The organism is Kitasatospora sp. NPDC041917 (assembly GCF_055589745.1).
Genome location: NZ_JBVJBI010000020.1, coordinates 134,150 through 151,985, shown reverse-complemented (window position 1 = coordinate 151,985; position 17,836 = coordinate 134,150). Strand labels below are relative to the sequence as shown.

Below are 17,836 nucleotides of genomic sequence, written 5' to 3'. Positions count from 1 at the left end.
GGAGGCGTAGGAGGCGCCGCCGCCGCCGTGGACGTGCAGGTCGACGAAGCCGGGGACGACGGTGTACCCGGTCAGGTCGAGGTCGCCGGGTTCGGTGTCGCCGCCGAGGCCGGCGATGCGCTCGCCCTCGACGGCGAGGCGGTCGCCGTCGACGACGCCGCCGGGCAGGACCAGGCGGGCGCCGGCCAGGGCAGTTCGGTCACGGTCCGCGGTGGTCACGCGGTCACCTCCATGGTGAGCAGATCCCAGGCGAGCAGGCCTGCGCCCAGGGACGCGGCGGTGTCTTTGAGCATGGCGGGTACGACCTTCGGGGGCATCTGGAAGGTCAGTCGCTCGGTGACGGCCGCGCGCAGCGGAGTGAAGAGCGTGTCGCCGGCCTCCGCCAGCCCGCCGCCGACGATCACCGTGGACGGGTCGAGCAGGCTCTGGGCCAGCACGATGCCGTCCGCGAGGGCGTCGACGGCCTGCTGCCAGACCGCGAGGGCGCGGTCGTCCCCGGCGTCCACCGCGGCGGCGCAGGATGCCGCGTCGGCGTCGGGGTCGCCGCTGGCCTCGGCCCAGGCGCGGGAGACGGCGGAGGCGGAGGCCAGTGTCTCCAGGCAGCCGCGGGCGCCGCAGCCGCACGGCGGTCCGCCCGGGCGGACCACGACGTGGCCGATCTCGCCGCCGTAGCCGTGCGCGCCCGCCTCGATCCGGTCCCCGATGCCGATCGCGCCGGCGATGCCGGTGCCGAGGGCGATGAACAGGAAGCGGTCGACGCCGCGACCGGCTCCGAGCCGGCCCTCGGCCAGGCCGCCGGAGCGCACGTCGTGGCCGAGGGCGACCGGCATCGGGCCGCCGTCCGGTCCGGCCAGGCGCTCGCCGAGGAGCTTGCGCAGCGGGAGGTCGCGCCAGCCGAGGTTGGCGGAGAAGACCGCGATGCCGTTCTTCTCGTCGATCGTGCCCGGGACGGCGACGCCGGCCGCGAGCGGGGCGACGCCGAAGCGGCTGCGGCCCTCGTCCGCCAGGTCGGCGGCGAAGTCGAGGATGGCGGCGACGACGGCGTCCGTGCCGTGCTCCCGCCCGGTCGGTCGGCGTGCTTCGAACAGCACGGAGCCGTCCTGGGCGAGCAGCGCGGCCTTCATGCCGGTGCCGCCTACATCGAGTGCGATGACGTGCTTCACGGAGGACAGTTTCCCTTGGGCGGGTCGAAGAGGTCTAGTCCAGTTGTCGGATTGGTCTGGTCCATACTGGGTGAGCTTTGTCGCAGCTGCGGGGGTGTGCGGGGCTTTGCGCCCGGGGGCGGGGCCGGGAGCCGAACGGGATGTGCGGGGTGGGGGCGGGGGTTTTGTTGCGCATTGTGCAATGACTCCGCGCACTTCGATAACTACCGGGGCGACCCCGGTCGGTGGTGTGGACCGGTGGTCGGCGGGTTTGGCAGTGTTGCGCCTCCCCCCGCCGGATTTCCCCCGATCCGGTCGACGTACATCCACGTTCATCCCCCCGAAGGCGGTACCCGCGTTGAACAGGCGCGTCCACGTTCCCACCCGTGTGCTCGGCGGTGCGCTGGCCGGAGCACTGGTCCTCACCGCGGTCAGTGCCTGCGGCGGGCAGGACGACGGACCGGTCACCCTCAGGCTGGTCGCGGCCGACTACGGGGAGAGCCCCGAGACGAGCTCCCAGCACTACTGGGACACCGTCGCCAGGGACTTCGAGGCCGCGAACCCCGGGATCAAGGTCAGCGTCGAGGTGGACAGCTGGACCGAGATCGGCAAGAAGGTCGAGGACATGATCGCGGCCGGCAAGTCGCCGGACCTGCTCCAGACCGGCGGCTTCGCCGACCAGGTCGCGGCGGACCGGCTCTACCCGGCCTCCGACGTGCTCTCGGTGGACACCCAGGCCAGGTTCCTGGACACCTTCGCCCACGCCGGGCAGGTGCTCGGGACGCAGTACGGGATCCCGTTCGTCTCCTCGTCGCGGGTGCTCTTCTACAACAAGGCGATGTTCCGGCAGGCCGGGATCACCCAGCCGCCCGCCACCTGGAACGAACTGCGGCAGGACGCGGAGAAGATCAAGGCCAAGGTGCCGGGGGTGACCCCGTACGGGCTGCCGCTGGGGCCGGAGGAGGCGCCGGCCGAATCGATGCTGTGGACGCTGAGCGGCGGCGGCAGCATCTCCGACGACGTCGGCAACTACACCATCGACAGCGCCCAGAACCAGGCGACCTTCGGCTGGCTGAAGAGCAACCTGGTGAGCACCGGGCTGACGTACCCGGACCCGGGCGGGATGAACCGCACCCCGGTGTTCCAGGACTTCGCCGCCGGGAAGGTCGCGATGCTGAACGGGCACCCGACGCTGCTGCGGATGGCGACCGCCGGGAAGATCGACTTCGGGACGGCGCCGATCCCCAAGAAGGACGGCGTCGGGCGGACCGGGAGCCTCGGGGTCGCCGACTGGATGATGGCGCTCAAGGCGAACGGGCACAAGAACGAGATCAAGAAGTTCCTGTCCTTCGTCTACGGCAAGGACAACCAGCTGAAGTTCGACGAGCAGTACAACCTCCTGCCGGTCACCCAGGACGCCTTCGCCCAGATGTCGTCGGACCCCAAGCACGAGGACCTCAAGCAGTTCGCGGTCGGGCTGGCCAACGCGAGCTTCTACCCGTTCGGCGACCCGGCCTGGGGCGAGGTCAGCAACGGGATCAAGGCGGGGATCGGGCAGGCCGTCACCGGGGATCCCAAGCAGGTGCTCGGGGGACTGCAGGACGCGGCGGTGAAGGAAGCGGCCAAGGTCCGCAAGTAGGACCGGGGGCCGGGGCGGGGTCGGGACCCGCCCAGGCCCCGGCGGGGGTGTGCTTCAGGGGAGCGTGATGGCGTAGGCCTTGCGGAGGGTCTCGTGGACCGTCCAGGTGGTGCGGTCGCCCTCGCGCAGGACCGCGCAGTCGCCGGGGCCGACCTCCAGGGTCGGGCCGCCCTCGATCTCGATGGTGGCCCGGCCGCTGAGCACCACGAACATCTCGTCCGCCTCCACGTCGGTGACCACACCGGGGGTGATCTGCCAGAGACCGCGCAGATGGCGGCCGTCGGCCGACTCGGACAGCACCTTGCCGGTGACCTCGGGAGAACCGGAGACGACCTGGGACGGGTCCAGCGGATCGGGGTCGAGGTCGGCGGTGGGGACGTGCAGGGCGAAGCTGGGCGTGGTCATGGGGGTGACGGTAGCCGGGCGCGGGGAGCGGTGGGGCGAGCAGGGTGTGTCGGGGTCGCGCGCGAGAATGACACTCCGTAGCGGTGGACGGAGGTGGTTCCGGTGGGCGAACCGGGCGGGCTGAGTGAGCGGGAGCGGGCGGTGCTGGCGCTGGAAGGGCGGCAGTGGCGTACGGCGGGGGCCAAGGAGCGGGCGATCCGGGAGGAGCTGGGGCTCTCCTCGACGCGGTACTACCAGGTGCTGAACGCTCTGCTGGACCGGGAGGCGGCGTTGGCGCACGCGCCGGTGCTGGTGAATCGGTTGCGGCGGGTTCGGGAGGCCCGGCGGGGGGCCCGGTGACGGGGCGGCTCTCGGAAGGGCGGCTGGGCGCCGGGGTGGGGGAAAGGGGTTGCGGGCGCCACGCGGGTGGGTGCGGAGGGGGCGGTCCGGGGTAGGGGCTTCGGTATGGGTTTTGAAGAGATGTTCGTGCCGGGGACCGAGGCTGGGCGGGACGGGGTGCGGGCCGTCCTGGCGGCGCCCGGGGATGCCGTGATCGGGTTGGACTTCGACGGGACCTTGGCGCCGATCGTGGCGGATCCGGGGCGGGCGCGGGCGCATCCGGGGGTGGTGGGAGCTCTGCGGCGGTTGGGCTCGGTGGTGGGGGCCGTGGTGGTGGTGACGGGCCGGCCGGCCGCGGTGGCGGTGGAGTACGGGGGGTTCGCGGGGCTGCCGGGGGTGGTGGTGCTGGGGCACTACGGGGCCGAGCGGTGGGAGGACGGGAAGCTCTCGGCGCCGGAGGCGCATCCGGGGGTGGCGCGGGTGCGGGACGTGCTGCCGGTGGTGCTGGAGCGGGTCGGGGCGCCCGAGGGGACGTGGGTGGAGGACAAGGGGCGGTCGGTGGCCGTGCACACCCGGCGGACGGCGGCGCCGGAGGAGGCGCTGCAGCTGCTGCGGGCGCCGGTGGGGGACCTGGCGGCCGAGCACGGGCTGGTGGTGGAGCCCGGCCGGCTGGTGCTGGAGCTGCGGCCGCCGGGGGTGGACAAGGGGGCGGCGCTGACCGGGTTCCTGCGGGAGCGGGGGGCCCGTGCGGTGCTCTACGCCGGGGACGACCTGGGGGACGTGGCGGCCTTCGTCGCGGTGGAGAAGCTGCGGGGCGAGGGCGTGGCCGGGGTGCTGGTGTGCGCCGGTGCGGTGGGGGACGCGCCGGTGCGGGAGCTGGCCGACCGGGCGGATCTGGTGGTCGCCGGGCCGGAGGGGGTGGTGGAGCTGCTGGGGGCTCTCGGGGAGGCGCTCACAGGGCGTTGAGCTGGTCCAGGAACCACTGCTGCGGGGGGAGTGCGGTGGCCGCCGCGGCCAGGCGCCCGGTGCGGTCGGCGCGCTCCTTCGGGTCCATGGTGAGAGCGGCGTGGAGGGCGTCGGCGGTGGCGATGACGTCGTAGGGGTTGACGGTGAGGGCGTCGTCCTTGAGTTCGGCGTGGGCGCCGGCCTCGCGGGAGAGGACGAGGGCGCAGCCGTTGTCGGAGACCACCGGGACTTCCTTGGCGACCAGGTTCATGCCGTCGCGGATGGGGTTGACCAGGGCGACGTCGGCCAGGCGGTAGGCGGCGAGCGAGCGCGGGAAGTCGTCGTCGACGTGGAGGAGCAGCGGCTGCCAGGCGGGGGTGGCGAATTCGGCGTTGATCTCGTCGGCGAGAAGCTGGACGGTGGCCGTGTAGTCGCGGTACTCGGCCAGGTCGGTGCGGGAGGGGTAGGCGAAGGCGATGTGCACCACCCGGTCGTGCCACTCGGGGCGGGTGCGGAGCAGGTGCCGGTAGGCCTGGAGGCCGCGGACGATGTTCTTGCTCAGCTCGGTGCGGTCGACCCGGACGATGGTGCGGCGGTCGCCGACGGTCCGGCGGAGGGCGGCGAGGCGTTCGTCGACGTCGGGGCGGTGGGCGCGTTCGCGCAGGAAGTCGGCGTCGGCGCCGAGGGCGTGGACGCCGAGGCCCGTGGTGCGGCCGTCGAGGGTGACGGTGAGCGCGTCGAGGTCGACGGTCGCGTCCAGGAGGTCCTCGCAGCAGGCGGCGAAGGCGCGGGCCCAGCGTTCGGTCAGGAAGCCGGCCCGGTCGGCGCCCAGGATGCCGGTGAGGACGGCCCGGGCGACGTCGTCGGGCAGCATCCGGTAGTACTCGGGCGGGGCCCAGGGGGTGTGCGAGAAGTGGCCGATCCGCAGGTCGGGGCGGGCCGCCCGGAGCAGGGCCGGGACCAGGGAGAGGTGGTAGTCCTGGACGAGGACCGCGGCGTTCGGGGCGGCCTCGGCGGCCAGGGCCTCGGCGAAGGCCTCGTTGTACGCCCGGTAGGCGGCCCACTCGGTGCGGAAGCCGGCGTCGAAGGCGGGTGCCGTGGGGGTCGCGTAGAGCAGGTGGTGGACGAACCACAGGGTGGAGTTGGCGACGCCGTTGTAGGCGCGGGCGAAGGTCTGCGGGTCGATGTCCAGCATCCGTACGGCCTGGCCGCCGACCTCGTGGCCGGCCAGGTCGAGGCGGCCGTGCGGCGCCTCGGCGGCGGCTCTGCGGTCGGCGTCGTTGAGGGCGGCGCAGACCCAGACGGCGTTCGGGTCCGCGATGGCGGAGAGGCCGGAGACCAGTCCGCCGCCGCCGCGGCGCAGGGTCAGCGTGCCGTCGTCGGCGGTGCTGAAGGACACCGGTCCCCGGTTGGAGGCAACCAGGACGGGGGCGGTGCCGGTCGCGCTCGAACGGTTGGTCGTGAGATCGCCCATGGTTGGGATGTTGCCGGGGGTTCGGGGCGGCAAACCCCTCAATGACGGGTCGCGTATTCGGGGACGGTGTGCATCGGGGGGCGTTCCAGGGCGGTCACCGGGTGGGTGTGGGCGGTGAAGGCGCGGGTTTCCGGGTCGCGGGTGAACTGGGTGAGTTGGGGGTGGACGAGGTCGGCGGAGGCCTTGAGGCGGTGGGTGCGGTCGAGGCGTTCCAGGGCGGTCCGGTAGATGGTGGCGGCCATCCGGCCGAGGGCCTGGCCGTCCTGGTGGCGGTGGTGCCGGACGCCGACGTCCACCTGGGCCAGGGCGTCCAGACCGGCCAGTTCCAGGGCGTCGACCAGCAGGCCGAGTTCGACGCCGTAGCCGGTGGGGAAGGGCAGCCGTTCGAGCAGTGAGCGGCGGGCCGCGTACTCGCCGCCGAGGGGCTGGACGAAACCGGCGAGTTCCGGCCAGTGGAGGTTGAGCAGGGGCCGGGCGACGAGTTCGGTGACCCGGCCGCCGCCGGCGGGCAGGACGGCGCCCTCGGATTCCAGCGGGCGGTCGTACATGGCCTTGACCAGTTGGATGGACTCGTCGGTCAGCAGCGGGCCGAGGATGCCGGAGACGAGGGCCGGGTCGAATTCGCGCAGGTCGGCGTCGACGAAGCAGACGATGTCGCCGCGGGTGACCAGCAGCGAGCGCCAGAGCACCTCGCCCTTGCCGGGGACGGCGGGCAGCCGGGGCAGGACGGCGTCGCGGTGCTCGACCCGGGCGCCGGCCTCGGCGGCGACGGCGGCCGTGGCGTCGGTGGAGCCCGAGTCGACGACGACGAGTTCGTCGACGAGCGGCAGGCGTTCCATCAGCTCGCGGCGGATGGTGCGGACGATGTCGCCGACGGTGGCCTCCTCGTCCAGGGCGGGGAGGACCACGCTGACGGTGCGGCCGGTGCGTTCCTTGGCGGCGAGGAGGGTGTGGACCGGCCGGTCGGCCGCGCTCCAGGAGCGGCGGCGCAGCCAGGACGCCGCCTGCGGGAGGAGCTCGGGAATCGGTTCGGCGGGCACGGAGGTCTCCTCGGCGGGGTCGGTGGGACGGGTCATCTCGCGTGGCGGACGGACCCGTTCAGGATTGACGCCTTCGGATACAGTCTTCGTACAGCGGTCGGACCTTTGCACGCCGGGGTCGCCGTTGAGCATCACCACAATTTCACAAGCTCATCCAGAGGGACTGAGGGAACGGCCCGTTGACGTCCCGGCAACCTTCCCGCGCGGCTGTCTGTCGACAGGCCCCGGCGGGACAGGTGCCAATTCCGGCCTGTGGCGCGACCGTGCCACGGGGAAGATGAGGAGAGAGGCCTCGCCATCATGGCTATCGACACCGCCGCACCTGTTTCCGTCGACCTCGGCCCCGCCGCCGCGCTGTCCTGTCGCGAGTGCGGCACCCGCTTCCCGCTCGGCCCCAGCTTCGCCTGCCTGGAGTGCTTCGGCCCGCTGGAGATCGCCTACGAGTTCGGCAGCGAGGGCGCCGAGGAGCTGCGCAAGCGGATCGAGGCCGGTCCGGCGTCCATCTGGCGGTACGCGCCGCTGCTGCCGGTTCCGGCCGACGTGGCGTCGAAGCCCAATCTGAACCCGGGGTGGACCCCGCTGGTGAAGGCGGACAACCTGGGCCGGGAGCTCGGTTTCACCGCCCAGCTGCACGTCAAGGACGACTCCGGGAACCCGACGCACTCGTTCAAGGACCGGGTGGTCGCCTGCGCGATCGAGGCGGCCCGGGCGTTCGGGTACACCACGCTGTCCTGCTCCTCCACCGGCAACCTGGCCGGCGCGGTGGGGGCGGCGGCGGCCCGGGCCGGGTTCCGGTCCTGCGTGTTCATCCCGCACGACCTGGAGCAGGGCAAGGTCGTCATGGCCGGGGTGTACGGCGGCGAGCTGGTCGGCATCGAGGGCAACTACGACGACGTGAACCGCTTCTGCTCGGAGCTGATCGGCGATTCGGCCGGCGAGGGCTGGGGCTTCGTCAACGTGAACCTGCGGCCGTACTACGGCGAGGGTTCCAAGACGCTGGCGTACGAGATCTGCGAGCAGCTCGGCTGGCGGCTGCCGGAGCAGATCGTGATCCCGATCGCCTCGGGCTCGCAGCTGACGAAGATCGACAAGGGCCTCCAGGAGCTGATCAGGCTCGGCCTGGTCGAGGACCGGCCGTACCGGATCTTCGGCGCCCAGGCCGAGGGCTGCTCGCCGGTGTCGGCCGCGTTCAAGGCCGGCCGGGACGTGATCAAGCCGGTCAAGCCGGACACCATCGCCAAGTCGCTGGCGATCGGCAACCCGGCCGACGGCCCGTACGTGCTGGACATCGCCCGCCGCACCGGTGGCGCGGTGGAGGACGTCACGGACGCCGAGGTCGTGGCGGCGATCCGGCTGCTGGCGCGGACCGAGGGCATCTTCGCCGAGACCGCCGGCGGGGTGACCGTCGGCGTGCTGAAGAAGCTGGTCGAGACCGGGCAGCTGGATCCGGCCAAGGAAACCGTCGCGATCAACACCGGCGACGGCCTGAAGACCCTGGACGCCGTCTCCGACGCCGGGATGACCGCCGTCATCCGCCCGACGCTGGACTCGTTCCGCGCCGCCGGCCTCGCGTCCGTCTGAACCACCCGATCGGCCCCGCCCCCGCAAGGAGAGTCATGAGCGCCAACGTCCGCATTCCCACCATCCTCCGCACCTACACCGACGGTGCCGCCGTGGTGACCGCCGAGGGTGCCACCCTGGCCGAGGTCGTCGCCGACCTGGAGAAGAACCACCCGGGCATCTCGGCCCGCATCCTGGACGACACCGGCAAGCTGCGCCGCTTCGTGAACGTCTACGTGAACGACGACGACGTGCGTTTCGCCGAGGGCCTGGCGACCGAGATCGAGGACGGCGCCGGCATCTCGATCATCCCGGCGGTGGCCGGCGGCTGCTGAGCCTTCGCGACCAACCAGCGGTCGCCCGCGCGTACGGAATTCCGTTTCCCGTATGCGCGGGCGACCGCTGGCATTCCGGCCGGAATATTTCCCGGTCGAGTCGGAGTAGAGTGTGGCTCGGTTGGGAACAGGGTTTCCCTTTCGGCCCCCGCAGTGCTCGGCCCGGGGGCGTCCGGCCGGCGGGACCGGCCCGTGAAACATGTCAGGCGGATGTCAGAATTCCCGCGGACATTTGAGTAATTCGTCCGCTATGTCCGGCGTGAAATGCCGAGATTATTCCGATTCGGCCCGTCCTGTCCCTTGACATCGAGGCGGAATTACCGGTGGTTGGCCCTGTTGCAGAGGGCGTCGATCCGGATACATTCAGCGGCGGTCGACGCAATCACCCGCTCGCCGGAAGCCGCCTGGCGTCCTGCACGGAGGGTTGCGGCGTGCACGGCTGCGCCCAGGGGGGGTTCCCCGGGCCGGCCTTCAACCAATCCGGGCCCGCGACCTGCGGGCGCGTGAAGGGCCAGCACAGCACTAGGGGAGTTCGGAATGGCTCAGGGCACCGTCAAGTGGTTCAACGCGGAGAAGGGCTACGGCTTCATCGCGGTCGACGGTGGTGCGGACGTCTTCGTCCACTACAGCGCGATCCAGATGGACGGCTACCGCACCCTCGAGGAGGGCCAGCGGGTCGAGTTCGAGATCTCTCAGGGACAGAAGGGCCCGCAGGCGGACATGGTCCGCGCCGCGGTCTGACCCCTTCCGACCCCAGGAGCTCGGCGCGGCCCTGCGGCTGGTGACCTCTCGCTTCTCGACGGGCCCGTGCGACTCGTGTCGCACGGGCCCGTCGGCGTTCCCGGGCGGCCCCGGCGGCGGCTCGCGGATTGCCGATTGGGCTTGCACTCGCCCACCCGGAGTGCTAATCATTGGCGTTAGCACTCACAGTGTGAGAGTGACAGCGGACCGGGTCGGTGAGGCCCCCGGGAGCGGAGGGAATGGACCTCCGCGCACCAGGGCCGTCCGTCGCGGGCACCCCTTGGTCCGAGCAGTCGACCGTGTCCCGGAGGACCACTTCTGATGGCCAAGATCATCGCCTTTGATGAGGAAGCTCGCCGCGGCCTTGAGCGTGGCATGAACCAGCTCGCCGACGCGGTGAAGGTCACGCTCGGCCCCAAGGGCCGCAACGTCGTGCTGGAGAAGAAGTGGGGCGCCCCCACGATCACCAACGACGGTGTCTCCATCGCCAAGGAGATCGAGCTCGAGGACCCGTACGAGAAGATCGGTGCGGAGCTCGTCAAGGAGGTCGCCAAGAAGACGGACGACGTCGCGGGTGACGGCACCACCACCGCCACCGTGCTCGCCCAGGCCCTGGTTCGCGAGGGTCTGCGCAACGTCGCCGCCGGCGCCAACCCGATGGCCCTGAAGCGCGGCATCGAGAAGGCCGTCGCCGCCGTCTCCGACCAGCTGCTGGCCCAGGCCAAGGACGTGGAGACCAAGGAGCAGATCGCCTCCACCGCCTCCATCTCGGCCGCCGACACCCAGATCGGCGAGCTGATCGCCGAGGCCATGGACAAGGTCGGCAAGGAAGGCGTCATCACCGTCGAGGAGAGCAACACCTTCGGTCTGGAGCTTGAGCTCACCGAGGGCATGCGCTTCGACAAGGGCTACATCTCCGCCTACTTCGCCACCGACCTGGAGCGCATGGAGGCGACGTTCGAGGACCCGTACATCCTCATCGCCAACTCCAAGATCGGCTCGGTCAAGGACCTGCTCCCGCTGCTGGAGAAGGTCATGCAGAGCGGCAAGCCGCTGGTCATCATCGCCGAGGACGTCGAGGGCGAGGCCCTGTCGACCCTGGTCGTGAACAAGATCCGTGGCACCTTCAAGTCCGTCGCCGTCAAGGCCCCGGGCTTCGGTGACCGCCGCAAGGCCATGCTCGGCGACATCGCCATCCTCACCGGTGGCACCGTCATCTCCGAGGAGGTCGGCCTCAAGCTGGAGAACGCCGGCATCGACCTGCTGGGCACCGCCCGCAAGGTGGTCATCACCAAGGACGAGACCACCATCGTCGACGGTGGCGGCGACAGCGAGCAGGTCGCGGGCCGCGTCAACCAGATCCGCGCCGAGATCGAGAACAGCGACTCGGACTACGACCGCGAGAAGCTCCAGGAGCGCCTCGCCAAGCTGGCCGGCGGCGTGGCCGTCATCAAGGCCGGCGCGGCCACCGAGGTGGAGCTCAAGGAGCGCAAGCACCGCATCGAGGACGCCGTCCGCAACGCCAAGGCCGCCGTCGAGGAGGGCATCGTCGCCGGTGGTGGCGTCGCCCTGCTGCAGGCCGGTGTCGCCTTCGACAAGCTGGAGCTGGACGGCGACGAGGCCACCGGTGCCAACATCGTCAAGGTCGCGCTGGAGGCCCCGATCAAGCAGATCGCGACCAACGCCGGCCTGGAGGGTGGCGTCGTGGTGGAGAAGGTGCGCAACCTCCCCGCCGGTCACGGCCTGAACGCGGCCACCAACACCTACGTCGACCTGATCGCCGAGGGCATCATCGACCCGGCCAAGGTCACCCGCTCCGCGCTGCAGAACGCCGCCTCCATCGCGGCGCTGTTCCTCACCACCGAGGCCGTCATCGCCGACAAGCCGGAGAAGGCCGCCGCGGCCGCCGGCGGCGGCATGCCGGGCGGTGACATGGACTTCTGATCCTGATCGTTTCGATCGGATCGGTTGGACCTCGTCCGTGTGGGCGGTTCCCTTCGGGGGGCCGCCCACACGGCGTTTCGGCGTTCCGGTCGTTTCGGTGTTCCGGACGTGTCGACGGAGAATGGACGGATGGCTGCTGACGACATCGAGACCGCCCTGCACAACGCACGGGCACTGATCCTGGCCGACCTCACCGCGCGGGACGTGGCGGACGCCGCCGTCGTCTCGCTGGTGGAGCAGGCCGTGACGCACCGCCGCTGGTGGCTGGAGCAGTGGCCGGACGGCACCGAGTACGTGCTCGGGCTGGTCGCCCAGGACGTCCAGGACGCGCTGCTGGAGGCGTACGGGCGCTGGCCGCTGTGCGCCGACTGCGCGGCCGACGGGGACCCGCACGCCCTGGGCGTGGAACCCGAGCTGGGGCCGGACCCGCACTGGGTGTGCGGCAAGCAGGGCGCGGTGGTGGCACCCGTGGGGAAGCTCGGGTAGACCCGTGCGTACGGTGGCGGCATGAGGCGCTGGGTGTGGGGTGCGGCGGGCGGGTGCTGCGGGCTCGGGCTGTGGTGGGCCGCGGTGGAGCTGTCGGGGGCCGACCAGGACGCGTGGTGGGCCGTGGTGGGTCGCCTGCCCGCGGTGCTGGCGGGAATGGCCGCCGCGGACCGGGTGCTCGCGCGGCGGGGCTGACGGGCGTCAGAGGGCGCCGAGTTCGGCCGTCAGATTGGTCCGCGCGGCGGCCGTGAAGCGCTCGCGGGCGGCGGGGGTGCGGTAGAGCGCGGGCAGGGCGAGCAGGTGGCGCAGGACGGCGGCCCGGCCGGCCGAGAAGTCCGGCGCGGGGACGAAGCCGTACTCCTCGCGGACGGCGGCCGCGTACGCCGCGTACGCCTCGGGGCTGCCGCCGAGGACGGCGAGGTCCGCGTCGCAGAGCACCTCGCCGTTGCGGTCGCCGGGCGCCGGGTCGTGGCCGACGGTGAGCAGCACCAGGCGCTCGACCTCGGCGACCCGCTCGGCGGGCAGTCCGGCGGCGGTCAGCGCGCGGACGGCCAGGGCGGCGCTGCGCTCCTCGTTCTCGGTGCGGTCGGGGCGGTGGACGGCGTCGTGGAACCAGGCCGCGAGCCGGACGGCCTCCGGGTCGTCGGCGTACCCGGCCAGCTCGTCGACGTGTTCCAGCACGGCGTGCAGGTGGGTGACGGTGTGGTAGCGGCGCTGCGGCTCCGACCAGCGGCGCAGCAGCTCCCGGCCGTACGGTTCGGGCTCGACGGCGGCCCCGCAGCGGTGCAGCAGGGCGGTCCAGGCGGCGAGCAGGCCGTCGGTGAGCGGGCCTTCGGTGAGCGGGCCTTCGGTGAGCGGGCCTTCGCCGAGCGGCCGGTGCCCGGGGGCGGACGGTCGGTGCCCGGCGGCGGACGGGTCGTGCTCGGTGGTCGGCATGGCGACCATTGTGGCGGCCCGGCCGGGCGCTGGACCTATAGGTAGGTTGACGATATATGTAGTCGTATGACTGAACGCTCCATGCAGGAGCCCACGCTGCTGCTGCTCACCGCGCTGGCCGACGCCCCGCGGCACGGCTACGCGCTCATCCAGGAGATCGCCGCGATCTCCGACGGCCGGGTCAGGATGCGCACCGGCACGCTCTACGGGGCGCTCGACCGGCTGCTGGGCCAGGGCCTGATCGAGGTCGCCGCCGAGGAGGTGGTGGACGGCCGTGCCCGGCGCAGCTACGCGCTGACCGGGGCCGGCCGGGACGCGCTGGCCGCCGAGGCGGAGCGGCTGCGGGCGGTGGCCACCGAGGCCGAGCGCCGGCTCAGCAGGATCCGGTCGATGCTGCCGGGCAAGGCCGGGTCGCAGGGGCGGCCCGCGGCGGGGGGAGGCCTCTCATGAGTACGCCGGCGATCGGCACGGCGCCCGCGGCGGTGCTGCGGGCCGCGCTCCAGCTCTACCCGGAGCGGTACCGCCGCGAGCGCGGCGAGGAACTGGCCGAGGTGTTCGCCGACACGACCGCGGCCGGCGGCCGGCTGGCGGTCGCCCGGGAGGTCCTCGGCCTGGCGGTGTACGGGCTGCGGGTGCGGCTCGGACTGACCGGGGCCTCGCCGACCGGGCGGCTGCTGGCGCTGCTCGCGCCGATGCTCGCCGGGGCGGTGGCCGGGGCGGCCTTGGCGGCCTGGCTGACCACGGCGGACCGGGTCGCCAACCGGTTCGCCTGGGACGACTCGTTCGGGACCCGGTTCGCCATGTTCTGCCCGCCGGTGGCCGCCGCGCTGCTGGTGGTGGCGGCCCTCCTGGGCCGGTGGGCGGCGGTGCGGGGCAGCGCGCTGATCCTGGGCGCGTCGGCGCTGTACGAGCTGGGGGGTGCCGTGTGGCACGACCTGGCGGACGCCGCGCTGTACCCCCGCTTCGACCTGTGGTGGAGCGGCTACATCGGGATGGCCACGCTGCCGTTCGTCGGGGCCGCGCTGCTGCTGGTCGCGGCGCCGACCGACCTGCTGCCCCGGCCGACCTGGCGCACGGGCGGCCTGGTGCTGGCCTCGGTGGCGGTGGGCGCACTGCTGGAGGCGGCCCAGAACTGGGACGACACCGACTTCCCGCTGGACCTGGGGTGGGTCGTGGTGATGCTGATCGTGCCGCTGCTGCTGACCCTCGCCGGGCTGCGCGGTCGGATGGCGCCGGCGGCGGTGGGGGCGGCGGTGCTGGTGCTGACCGGTCCCGGCTCCCTGTTCAACATCTGGCGCGAGTCCCGCGGGGTCTCGCACCTGCTCCCGGTGGTGGCGCCGACGGTGGCCGTGCTGCTGCTGGTGGCGGTGGCGGTGCACCGGTTCGGGCGGCGGGAGGCGGTCGGGGCGGTCCAGGAGCCGGCCTGACCGGGAGGAGCGGGGAGGCCGTTTCCGGGTGACCGGAACGGCCTCCTCGGAGTTTCCGGGGGCGGACGGATGTGGCAGGCTGTCGAATATGTCTAGACCAATTTTCGAAGTCATCGCGCTGACGCCCCAGGACGCCCAGGCCGCCGAGTCGGGCGGCGCCGACCGGCTCGAACTGGTCACCGACATGGCCGCCGACGGGCTCACCCCGTCCGTCGAGGACTTCGGCCGGATCCGGGCCGCCGTCGGCATCCCGCTGCGGGTCATGCTGCGGATCCGGGACGGCTTCGCCCCCGGTGACGTGGACGGGCTGTGCGCCCGGGCCGCCGCCCTGCGGGCCGAGGGGGCCGAGGAGTTCGTCCTCGGCTTCCTCGACGCCGACGGCGCCGTCGACCTGGCCGCCACCACGGCCGTCGCCGGGGCGATCGCCGGCTGCCGCTGGACCTTCCACCGGGCGATCGACCACAGCGCCGACCGGGCCGCCCTGCGGGCCGCCGTCGGCGGGCTGCCCGGCCTGGACACCTTCCTCACCTCCGGCGCGGCCGCCGGGGTGGACGCCGGGCGCGAGGTGCTGTCGGCCGAGCTGGCCCGGGCCGGCGAGCCCGGGTACCGGCAGCGGATCCTGATCGGCGGCGGCCTGCGGGCCGAACACCTGAAGGAGCTGCGGGCGGAGGGCTTCGACGCCTTCCACGTCGGCGGCGCGGTGCGGGTCGACGGCTGGCGGACGCCGGTGGACGCGGCCAAGGTCGCCGAGTGGCGGGCGCTGATCGACGCCTGAACGCCCGCGGCGGGCGCCGTACCGCGCGCCCGCGGTGGCCGGCCGCGGGCGGCCACCGGGCGAAAGGGCCGGTCCCCGGACCGGCCCTTTCGCCCGCTACCGCAGCTGCTCCGGCAGCGGCTCGCCGTGCAGCACCGTCAGCCCGGAGACGGCACGGGTCAGCGCCACGTACAGCCGCCGCAGGCCGGTCCGCTCGTCCGGCTCCCCGGCGATCACCGCGGCCGGCTCGTCCAGCACCACGTAGTCGTACTCCAGGCCCTTGGCCAGCGAGGCCGGGACGAGGGTGAGCCGGGCCTCCGCGCTGGTCTCGGCGCCGGGGGAGAGGTGCGGCAGGCCCGCGGCGGTCAGCGCCTCGGCGAGCCGCGGGATGCGGGCGTCGGCGGCGATCAGGCCGGTCGATCCCTCGTGCCCCAGCGCCTTCCGGCAGGCCGCCAGGACCGCCTCCGTGGTGTCCCCGTCGGCGACCCGGCGGATCGTCAGCGAGCCCGGGGCCTCACGGACCGAGGAGGCCGGGGCCAGACCGGGGGCGATCGCCGGGAGCAGCCGGGAGGCGTACGCGATGACCTCCTCCGGCACCCGGAAGCCCTTGGTCAGCTCCTCGATGTGCGCCTCCGGCTTGCCCAGGTGACGCAGCGCCTCCGGCCAACTCGCCGTCGCCCACGGGGTGGTGCCCTGGGCGAGGTCGCCGAGGACGGTCGCCGAGCCGGTGGTGCAGCGCCGGCCCACCGCGCGGTACTGCATCGGGGAGAGGTCCTGGGCCTCGTCCAGCACCACGTGCCCCAGCGAGGGGGTGCGCTGCACCAGGTCGGTCGCCTCGTCCACCAGGACGGCGTCGGCCGCCGTCCAGCGGGCGGTCCGCACCGAACGGTCGGGCTTGGGCCGGAGCACCGCCTGCTGCTCCTCGGGCGTCAGCACGCCCTCGGCGCACGCGGCCAGGAACTCCGGCTCGGAGAGCAGCCGCAGGACGACCTTCGCCGGATCCACGGCCGGCCAGCACTCCTTGACCACCGCCTTGACGGCGCTGTTGCGGGCCACCGCGTCCTGCACCCGGTCGTCCGGGGCCTCGCCGCCCTGCTCCATCTTCAGCAGCACGGCGTGCGCGATGCGCTGCGGCAGGGCGTCCCGCGCCGCGCCGTAACGGACCTCACGGCCCTTCAACTCCTCGATGATCTCGGCCAGTTCGTACACCGGCACGCGCCAGCGGCGGGAACCGCGGACCACCACGCAGGGCTCGGTGGGCAGGGTGATGCCCGAGCGCACCGCCCGGCGCAGCACCTCGGCCATCCGGGCGTCGCCCTTCAGCCGGGCCGCCCGCGGGTCGTCCTCGCCCCTCACCTCGACGTGCCCGACCAGCTGCTGCACGGTGGCCTGGGCGACGTCCAGCTCGCCGAGGGCCGGGAGCACCTGCTCGATGTAGGACAGGAAGGCGTTGTTCGGCCCGATCACCAGGGTGCCGGTACGGGCGAGGCGCTCGCGGTGCGCGTACAGCAGGTAGGCGACGCGGTGCAGGCCGACGGCGGTCTTCCCGGTACCCGGCGCCCCCTGGACGCAGATGGTGCCCGTGATGTCGGAGCGGACGATCTCGTCCTGCTCCGGCTGGATGGTGGCGACGATGTCGCGCATCGGGCCGACGCGGGGCTTCTCGATCTCGGCGGCCAGCAGGGCGGAGGCGGTGTCGTCCTCGGCCGGATCGCTGAGGTGCTCGTCCTCGTAGGCGGTGAGCTCGCCGCCGGTGTAGCCGAAGCGGCGGCGGCGCTCGACGTCCATCGGCGCGGTGCGGCTGGCCCGGTAGAACGGCTGGGAGACCGGCGCGCGCCAGTCGATCACCATCGGGTCGCCGTCGGCGTCGTGGACGTGCCGGCGGCCGATGTAGAAGTTCTCCCCGCCTCCGCCCTCGCTCAGTTCCTCGCTGATCGCGTGGAGGTAGTCGAGGCGGCCGAAGAACAGCGGGGTGTGCGAGAGGTCGGCCAGTGCGGCGATCCTGGCCTCGATCTGGTTCTGGAGCACGAGGGCGGTGACCCAGGTGCCGGTCACGTCGCGGATGTCGAGCGACTCGACGTCCTCGCGCATGGCGCGCAGCGCGGCCCGGGACGCGGCCAGGTGGTCGCGTTCGCGCTGGAGGGGGTCGGTGATGGGGGTGGCGGGCACAGCGAACCTTCCCGGCTGCCCCGGTGGCGGGCGCAGCGGATCGTAGGAGCTCACAGTGGGCACGCCGACCGGTTGCCGTGCGGTCGGCACCTCCCCCGGCTGCCTGCGGGACTTCAGCAGGTACCACGGTTCGGGAGGGGGCAGACGGACGATCCTAGACCCGTCCGCCCGGCGGTTCCAGCCCGGTGGCTCCCGGGGTCGGCCCCTGCGGGGTCTCGGGGTTCCTCCCCGCGGGGCGTCGGGGACCGCCGTACACCGGCAGGACGACCCGTGCACCTGCGGATACGGCCTTTGGAGTGATGCCGTCGGCCGTCCGGGTGCCTACCGTTGAAGACATGAGCACCACGAACCGCATCCCCCGATCCGGCCCGGCCGGCGCCACCGCCGTCTCCGGGCGTCACCGCAATCCGCTGAGCACCGTCGTGCGCAACGTCGGCATCGCCCTGGACACCGCCGCGCGCGTGATCTTCCTCGGGCGCGACGGTGTCCGGTACTGAACGCGACGGTGTCCGGTACGGAAC

General features: G+C 73.0%; 19 protein-coding genes, 1 pseudogene and 1 riboswitch. Of the genes and pseudogenes, 13 read left to right on the top strand and 7 right to left on the bottom strand.

All coding sequences use genetic code 11. From position 1 onward, the window contains the following. Both ACZ6EM_RS24320 and ACZ6EM_RS24315 read right to left on the bottom strand, forming a co-directional pair. A pseudogene (locus ACZ6EM_RS24320) lies at nt 1–219 on the bottom strand (N-acetylglucosamine-6-phosphate deacetylase); the annotation flags it as partial. Beyond that, nucleotides 216–1,163 (bottom strand): ROK family protein, encoded by a 948-nt coding sequence (locus ACZ6EM_RS24315; RefSeq protein ID WP_359905868.1) that lies wholly within the window; start codon nt 1,161–1,163, stop codon nt 216–218. The gene ACZ6EM_RS24315 and the pseudogene ACZ6EM_RS24320, both read right to left, overlap by 4 nt. Nucleotides 1,164–1,500: 337 nt before the next feature. On the opposite strand from ACZ6EM_RS24315, the gene ACZ6EM_RS24310 reads away from it, so the two are divergent. Next, nucleotides 1,501–2,781, top strand: coding sequence for an extracellular solute-binding protein (locus ACZ6EM_RS24310; RefSeq protein ID WP_401056169.1), 1,281 nt, complete (start codon nt 1,501–1,503; stop codon nt 2,779–2,781). 54 nt (nt 2,782–2,835) lie between these two features. On the opposite strand, the gene ACZ6EM_RS24305 is transcribed toward ACZ6EM_RS24310, so the two are convergent. After that, entirely contained in the window at nt 2,836–3,186 is a 351-nt protein-coding gene (locus ACZ6EM_RS24305; RefSeq protein ID WP_359905862.1) for a cupin domain-containing protein, read from the bottom strand. 93 nt (nt 3,187–3,279) lie between these two features. Here ACZ6EM_RS24305 and ACZ6EM_RS24300 point away from each other — a divergent pair, with 93 nt between their 5' ends. Together ACZ6EM_RS24300 and otsB are read left to right on the top strand one after the other, a co-directional pair. After that, nucleotides 3,280–3,525 carry a DUF3263 domain-containing protein gene (locus ACZ6EM_RS24300; RefSeq protein ID WP_387691654.1) on the top strand — a complete coding sequence of 82 codons (246 nt, stop codon included), beginning with the start codon at nt 3,280–3,282 and terminating at the stop codon, nt 3,523–3,525. A 120-nt stretch (nt 3,526–3,645) separates the two neighbouring features. Further along, the gene (gene otsB, locus ACZ6EM_RS24295; RefSeq protein WP_452180884.1) at nt 3,646–4,470 is read left to right on the top strand and encodes a trehalose-phosphatase; all 825 of its coding nucleotides are present in this window, start codon (nt 3,646–3,648) and stop codon (nt 4,468–4,470) included. On the opposite strand, the gene ACZ6EM_RS24290 is transcribed toward otsB, so the two are convergent. Next, complete coding sequence (locus ACZ6EM_RS24290; protein ID WP_401048143.1) at nt 4,457–5,923, bottom strand: alpha,alpha-trehalose-phosphate synthase (UDP-forming); 1,467 nt, start codon at nt 5,921–5,923, stop codon at nt 4,457–4,459. The genes otsB and ACZ6EM_RS24290 overlap by 14 nt on opposite strands. A 38-nt stretch (nt 5,924–5,961) precedes the next feature. Continuing rightward, a complete protein-coding gene (locus tag ACZ6EM_RS24285) occupies nt 5,962–6,999 on the bottom strand; it encodes a glucosyl-3-phosphoglycerate synthase (protein WP_401048140.1) in 1,038 nt (345 codons plus the stop codon). A 111-nt stretch (nt 7,000–7,110) separates the two neighbouring features. Next, a riboswitch (SAM riboswitch) is annotated at nt 7,111–7,247 on the top strand. Between the two features lie 16 nt (nt 7,248–7,263). Here ACZ6EM_RS24285 and thrC point away from each other — a divergent pair. The 6 genes from thrC (at nt 7,264) to ACZ6EM_RS24255 (ending at nt 12,224) form a co-directional block, all read left to right on the top strand. Continuing rightward, a complete protein-coding gene (gene thrC / locus ACZ6EM_RS24280) occupies nt 7,264–8,544 on the top strand; it encodes a threonine synthase (protein ID WP_401048138.1) in 1,281 nt (426 codons plus the stop codon). A 35-nt stretch (nt 8,545–8,579) separates the two neighbouring features. Further along, nucleotides 8,580–8,858, top strand: a complete 279-nt coding sequence (locus tag ACZ6EM_RS24275) for a ubiquitin-like small modifier protein 1 (RefSeq protein WP_359905845.1) — start codon at nt 8,580–8,582, stop codon at nt 8,856–8,858. Between the two features lie 537 nt (nt 8,859–9,395). Next, the gene (locus tag ACZ6EM_RS24270; RefSeq protein WP_030289665.1) at nt 9,396–9,599 is read left to right on the top strand and encodes a cold-shock protein; all 204 of its coding nucleotides are present in this window, start codon (nt 9,396–9,398) and stop codon (nt 9,597–9,599) included. Between the two features lie 321 nt (nt 9,600–9,920). Then, nucleotides 9,921–11,543 carry a chaperonin GroEL gene (gene groL / locus ACZ6EM_RS24265; RefSeq protein WP_359905842.1) on the top strand — a complete coding sequence of 541 codons (1,623 nt, stop codon included), beginning with the start codon at nt 9,921–9,923 and terminating at the stop codon, nt 11,541–11,543. A 129-nt stretch (nt 11,544–11,672) separates the two neighbouring features. Further along, a complete protein-coding gene (locus tag ACZ6EM_RS24260) occupies nt 11,673–12,029 on the top strand; it encodes a hypothetical protein (RefSeq protein WP_401048136.1) in 357 nt (118 codons plus the stop codon). 21 nt (nt 12,030–12,050) lie between these two features. After that, nucleotides 12,051–12,224 carry a hypothetical protein gene (locus ACZ6EM_RS24255; protein WP_401048134.1) on the top strand — a complete coding sequence of 58 codons (174 nt, stop codon included), beginning with the start codon at nt 12,051–12,053 and terminating at the stop codon, nt 12,222–12,224. Nucleotides 12,225–12,230: 6 nt separating this feature from the next. Here ACZ6EM_RS24255 and ACZ6EM_RS24250 read toward each other — a convergent pair whose 3' ends face one another. Beyond that, nucleotides 12,231–12,965, bottom strand: a complete 735-nt coding sequence (locus ACZ6EM_RS24250) for an HD domain-containing protein (RefSeq protein WP_465773219.1) — start codon at nt 12,963–12,965, stop codon at nt 12,231–12,233. A gap of 66 nt (nt 12,966–13,031) precedes the next feature. Here ACZ6EM_RS24250 and ACZ6EM_RS24245 point away from each other — a divergent pair, with 66 nt between their 5' ends. From ACZ6EM_RS24245 to ACZ6EM_RS24235, 3 genes are all read left to right on the top strand, one after another. After that, nucleotides 13,032–13,415 (top strand): PadR family transcriptional regulator, encoded by a 384-nt coding sequence (locus ACZ6EM_RS24245; RefSeq protein ID WP_380349060.1) that lies wholly within the window; start codon nt 13,032–13,034, stop codon nt 13,413–13,415. Then, a complete protein-coding gene (locus ACZ6EM_RS24240) occupies nt 13,412–14,392 on the top strand; it encodes a hypothetical protein (RefSeq protein WP_401055152.1) in 981 nt (326 codons plus the stop codon). Before ACZ6EM_RS24245 ends, ACZ6EM_RS24240 begins: the two co-directional genes overlap by 4 nt. 88 nt (nt 14,393–14,480) lie before the next feature. After that, a complete protein-coding gene (locus ACZ6EM_RS24235) occupies nt 14,481–15,167 on the top strand; it encodes a copper homeostasis protein CutC (RefSeq protein ID WP_380538292.1) in 687 nt (228 codons plus the stop codon). A gap of 96 nt (nt 15,168–15,263) precedes the next feature. Here the strand turns inward: ACZ6EM_RS24235 and ACZ6EM_RS24230 are convergent, their stop codons facing one another. Further along, nucleotides 15,264–17,315 (bottom strand): HelD family protein, encoded by a 2,052-nt coding sequence (locus ACZ6EM_RS24230; protein WP_465773218.1) that lies wholly within the window; start codon nt 17,313–17,315, stop codon nt 15,264–15,266. A 335-nt stretch (nt 17,316–17,650) separates the two neighbouring features. Between ACZ6EM_RS24230 and ACZ6EM_RS24225 the strand changes: the two genes are divergently transcribed. Next, nucleotides 17,651–17,812: a hypothetical protein gene (locus tag ACZ6EM_RS24225; RefSeq protein WP_359905820.1), complete on the top strand. Its 162-nt coding sequence runs from the start codon at nt 17,651–17,653 to the stop codon at nt 17,810–17,812. Nucleotides 17,813–17,836: the final 24 nt, after the last annotated feature.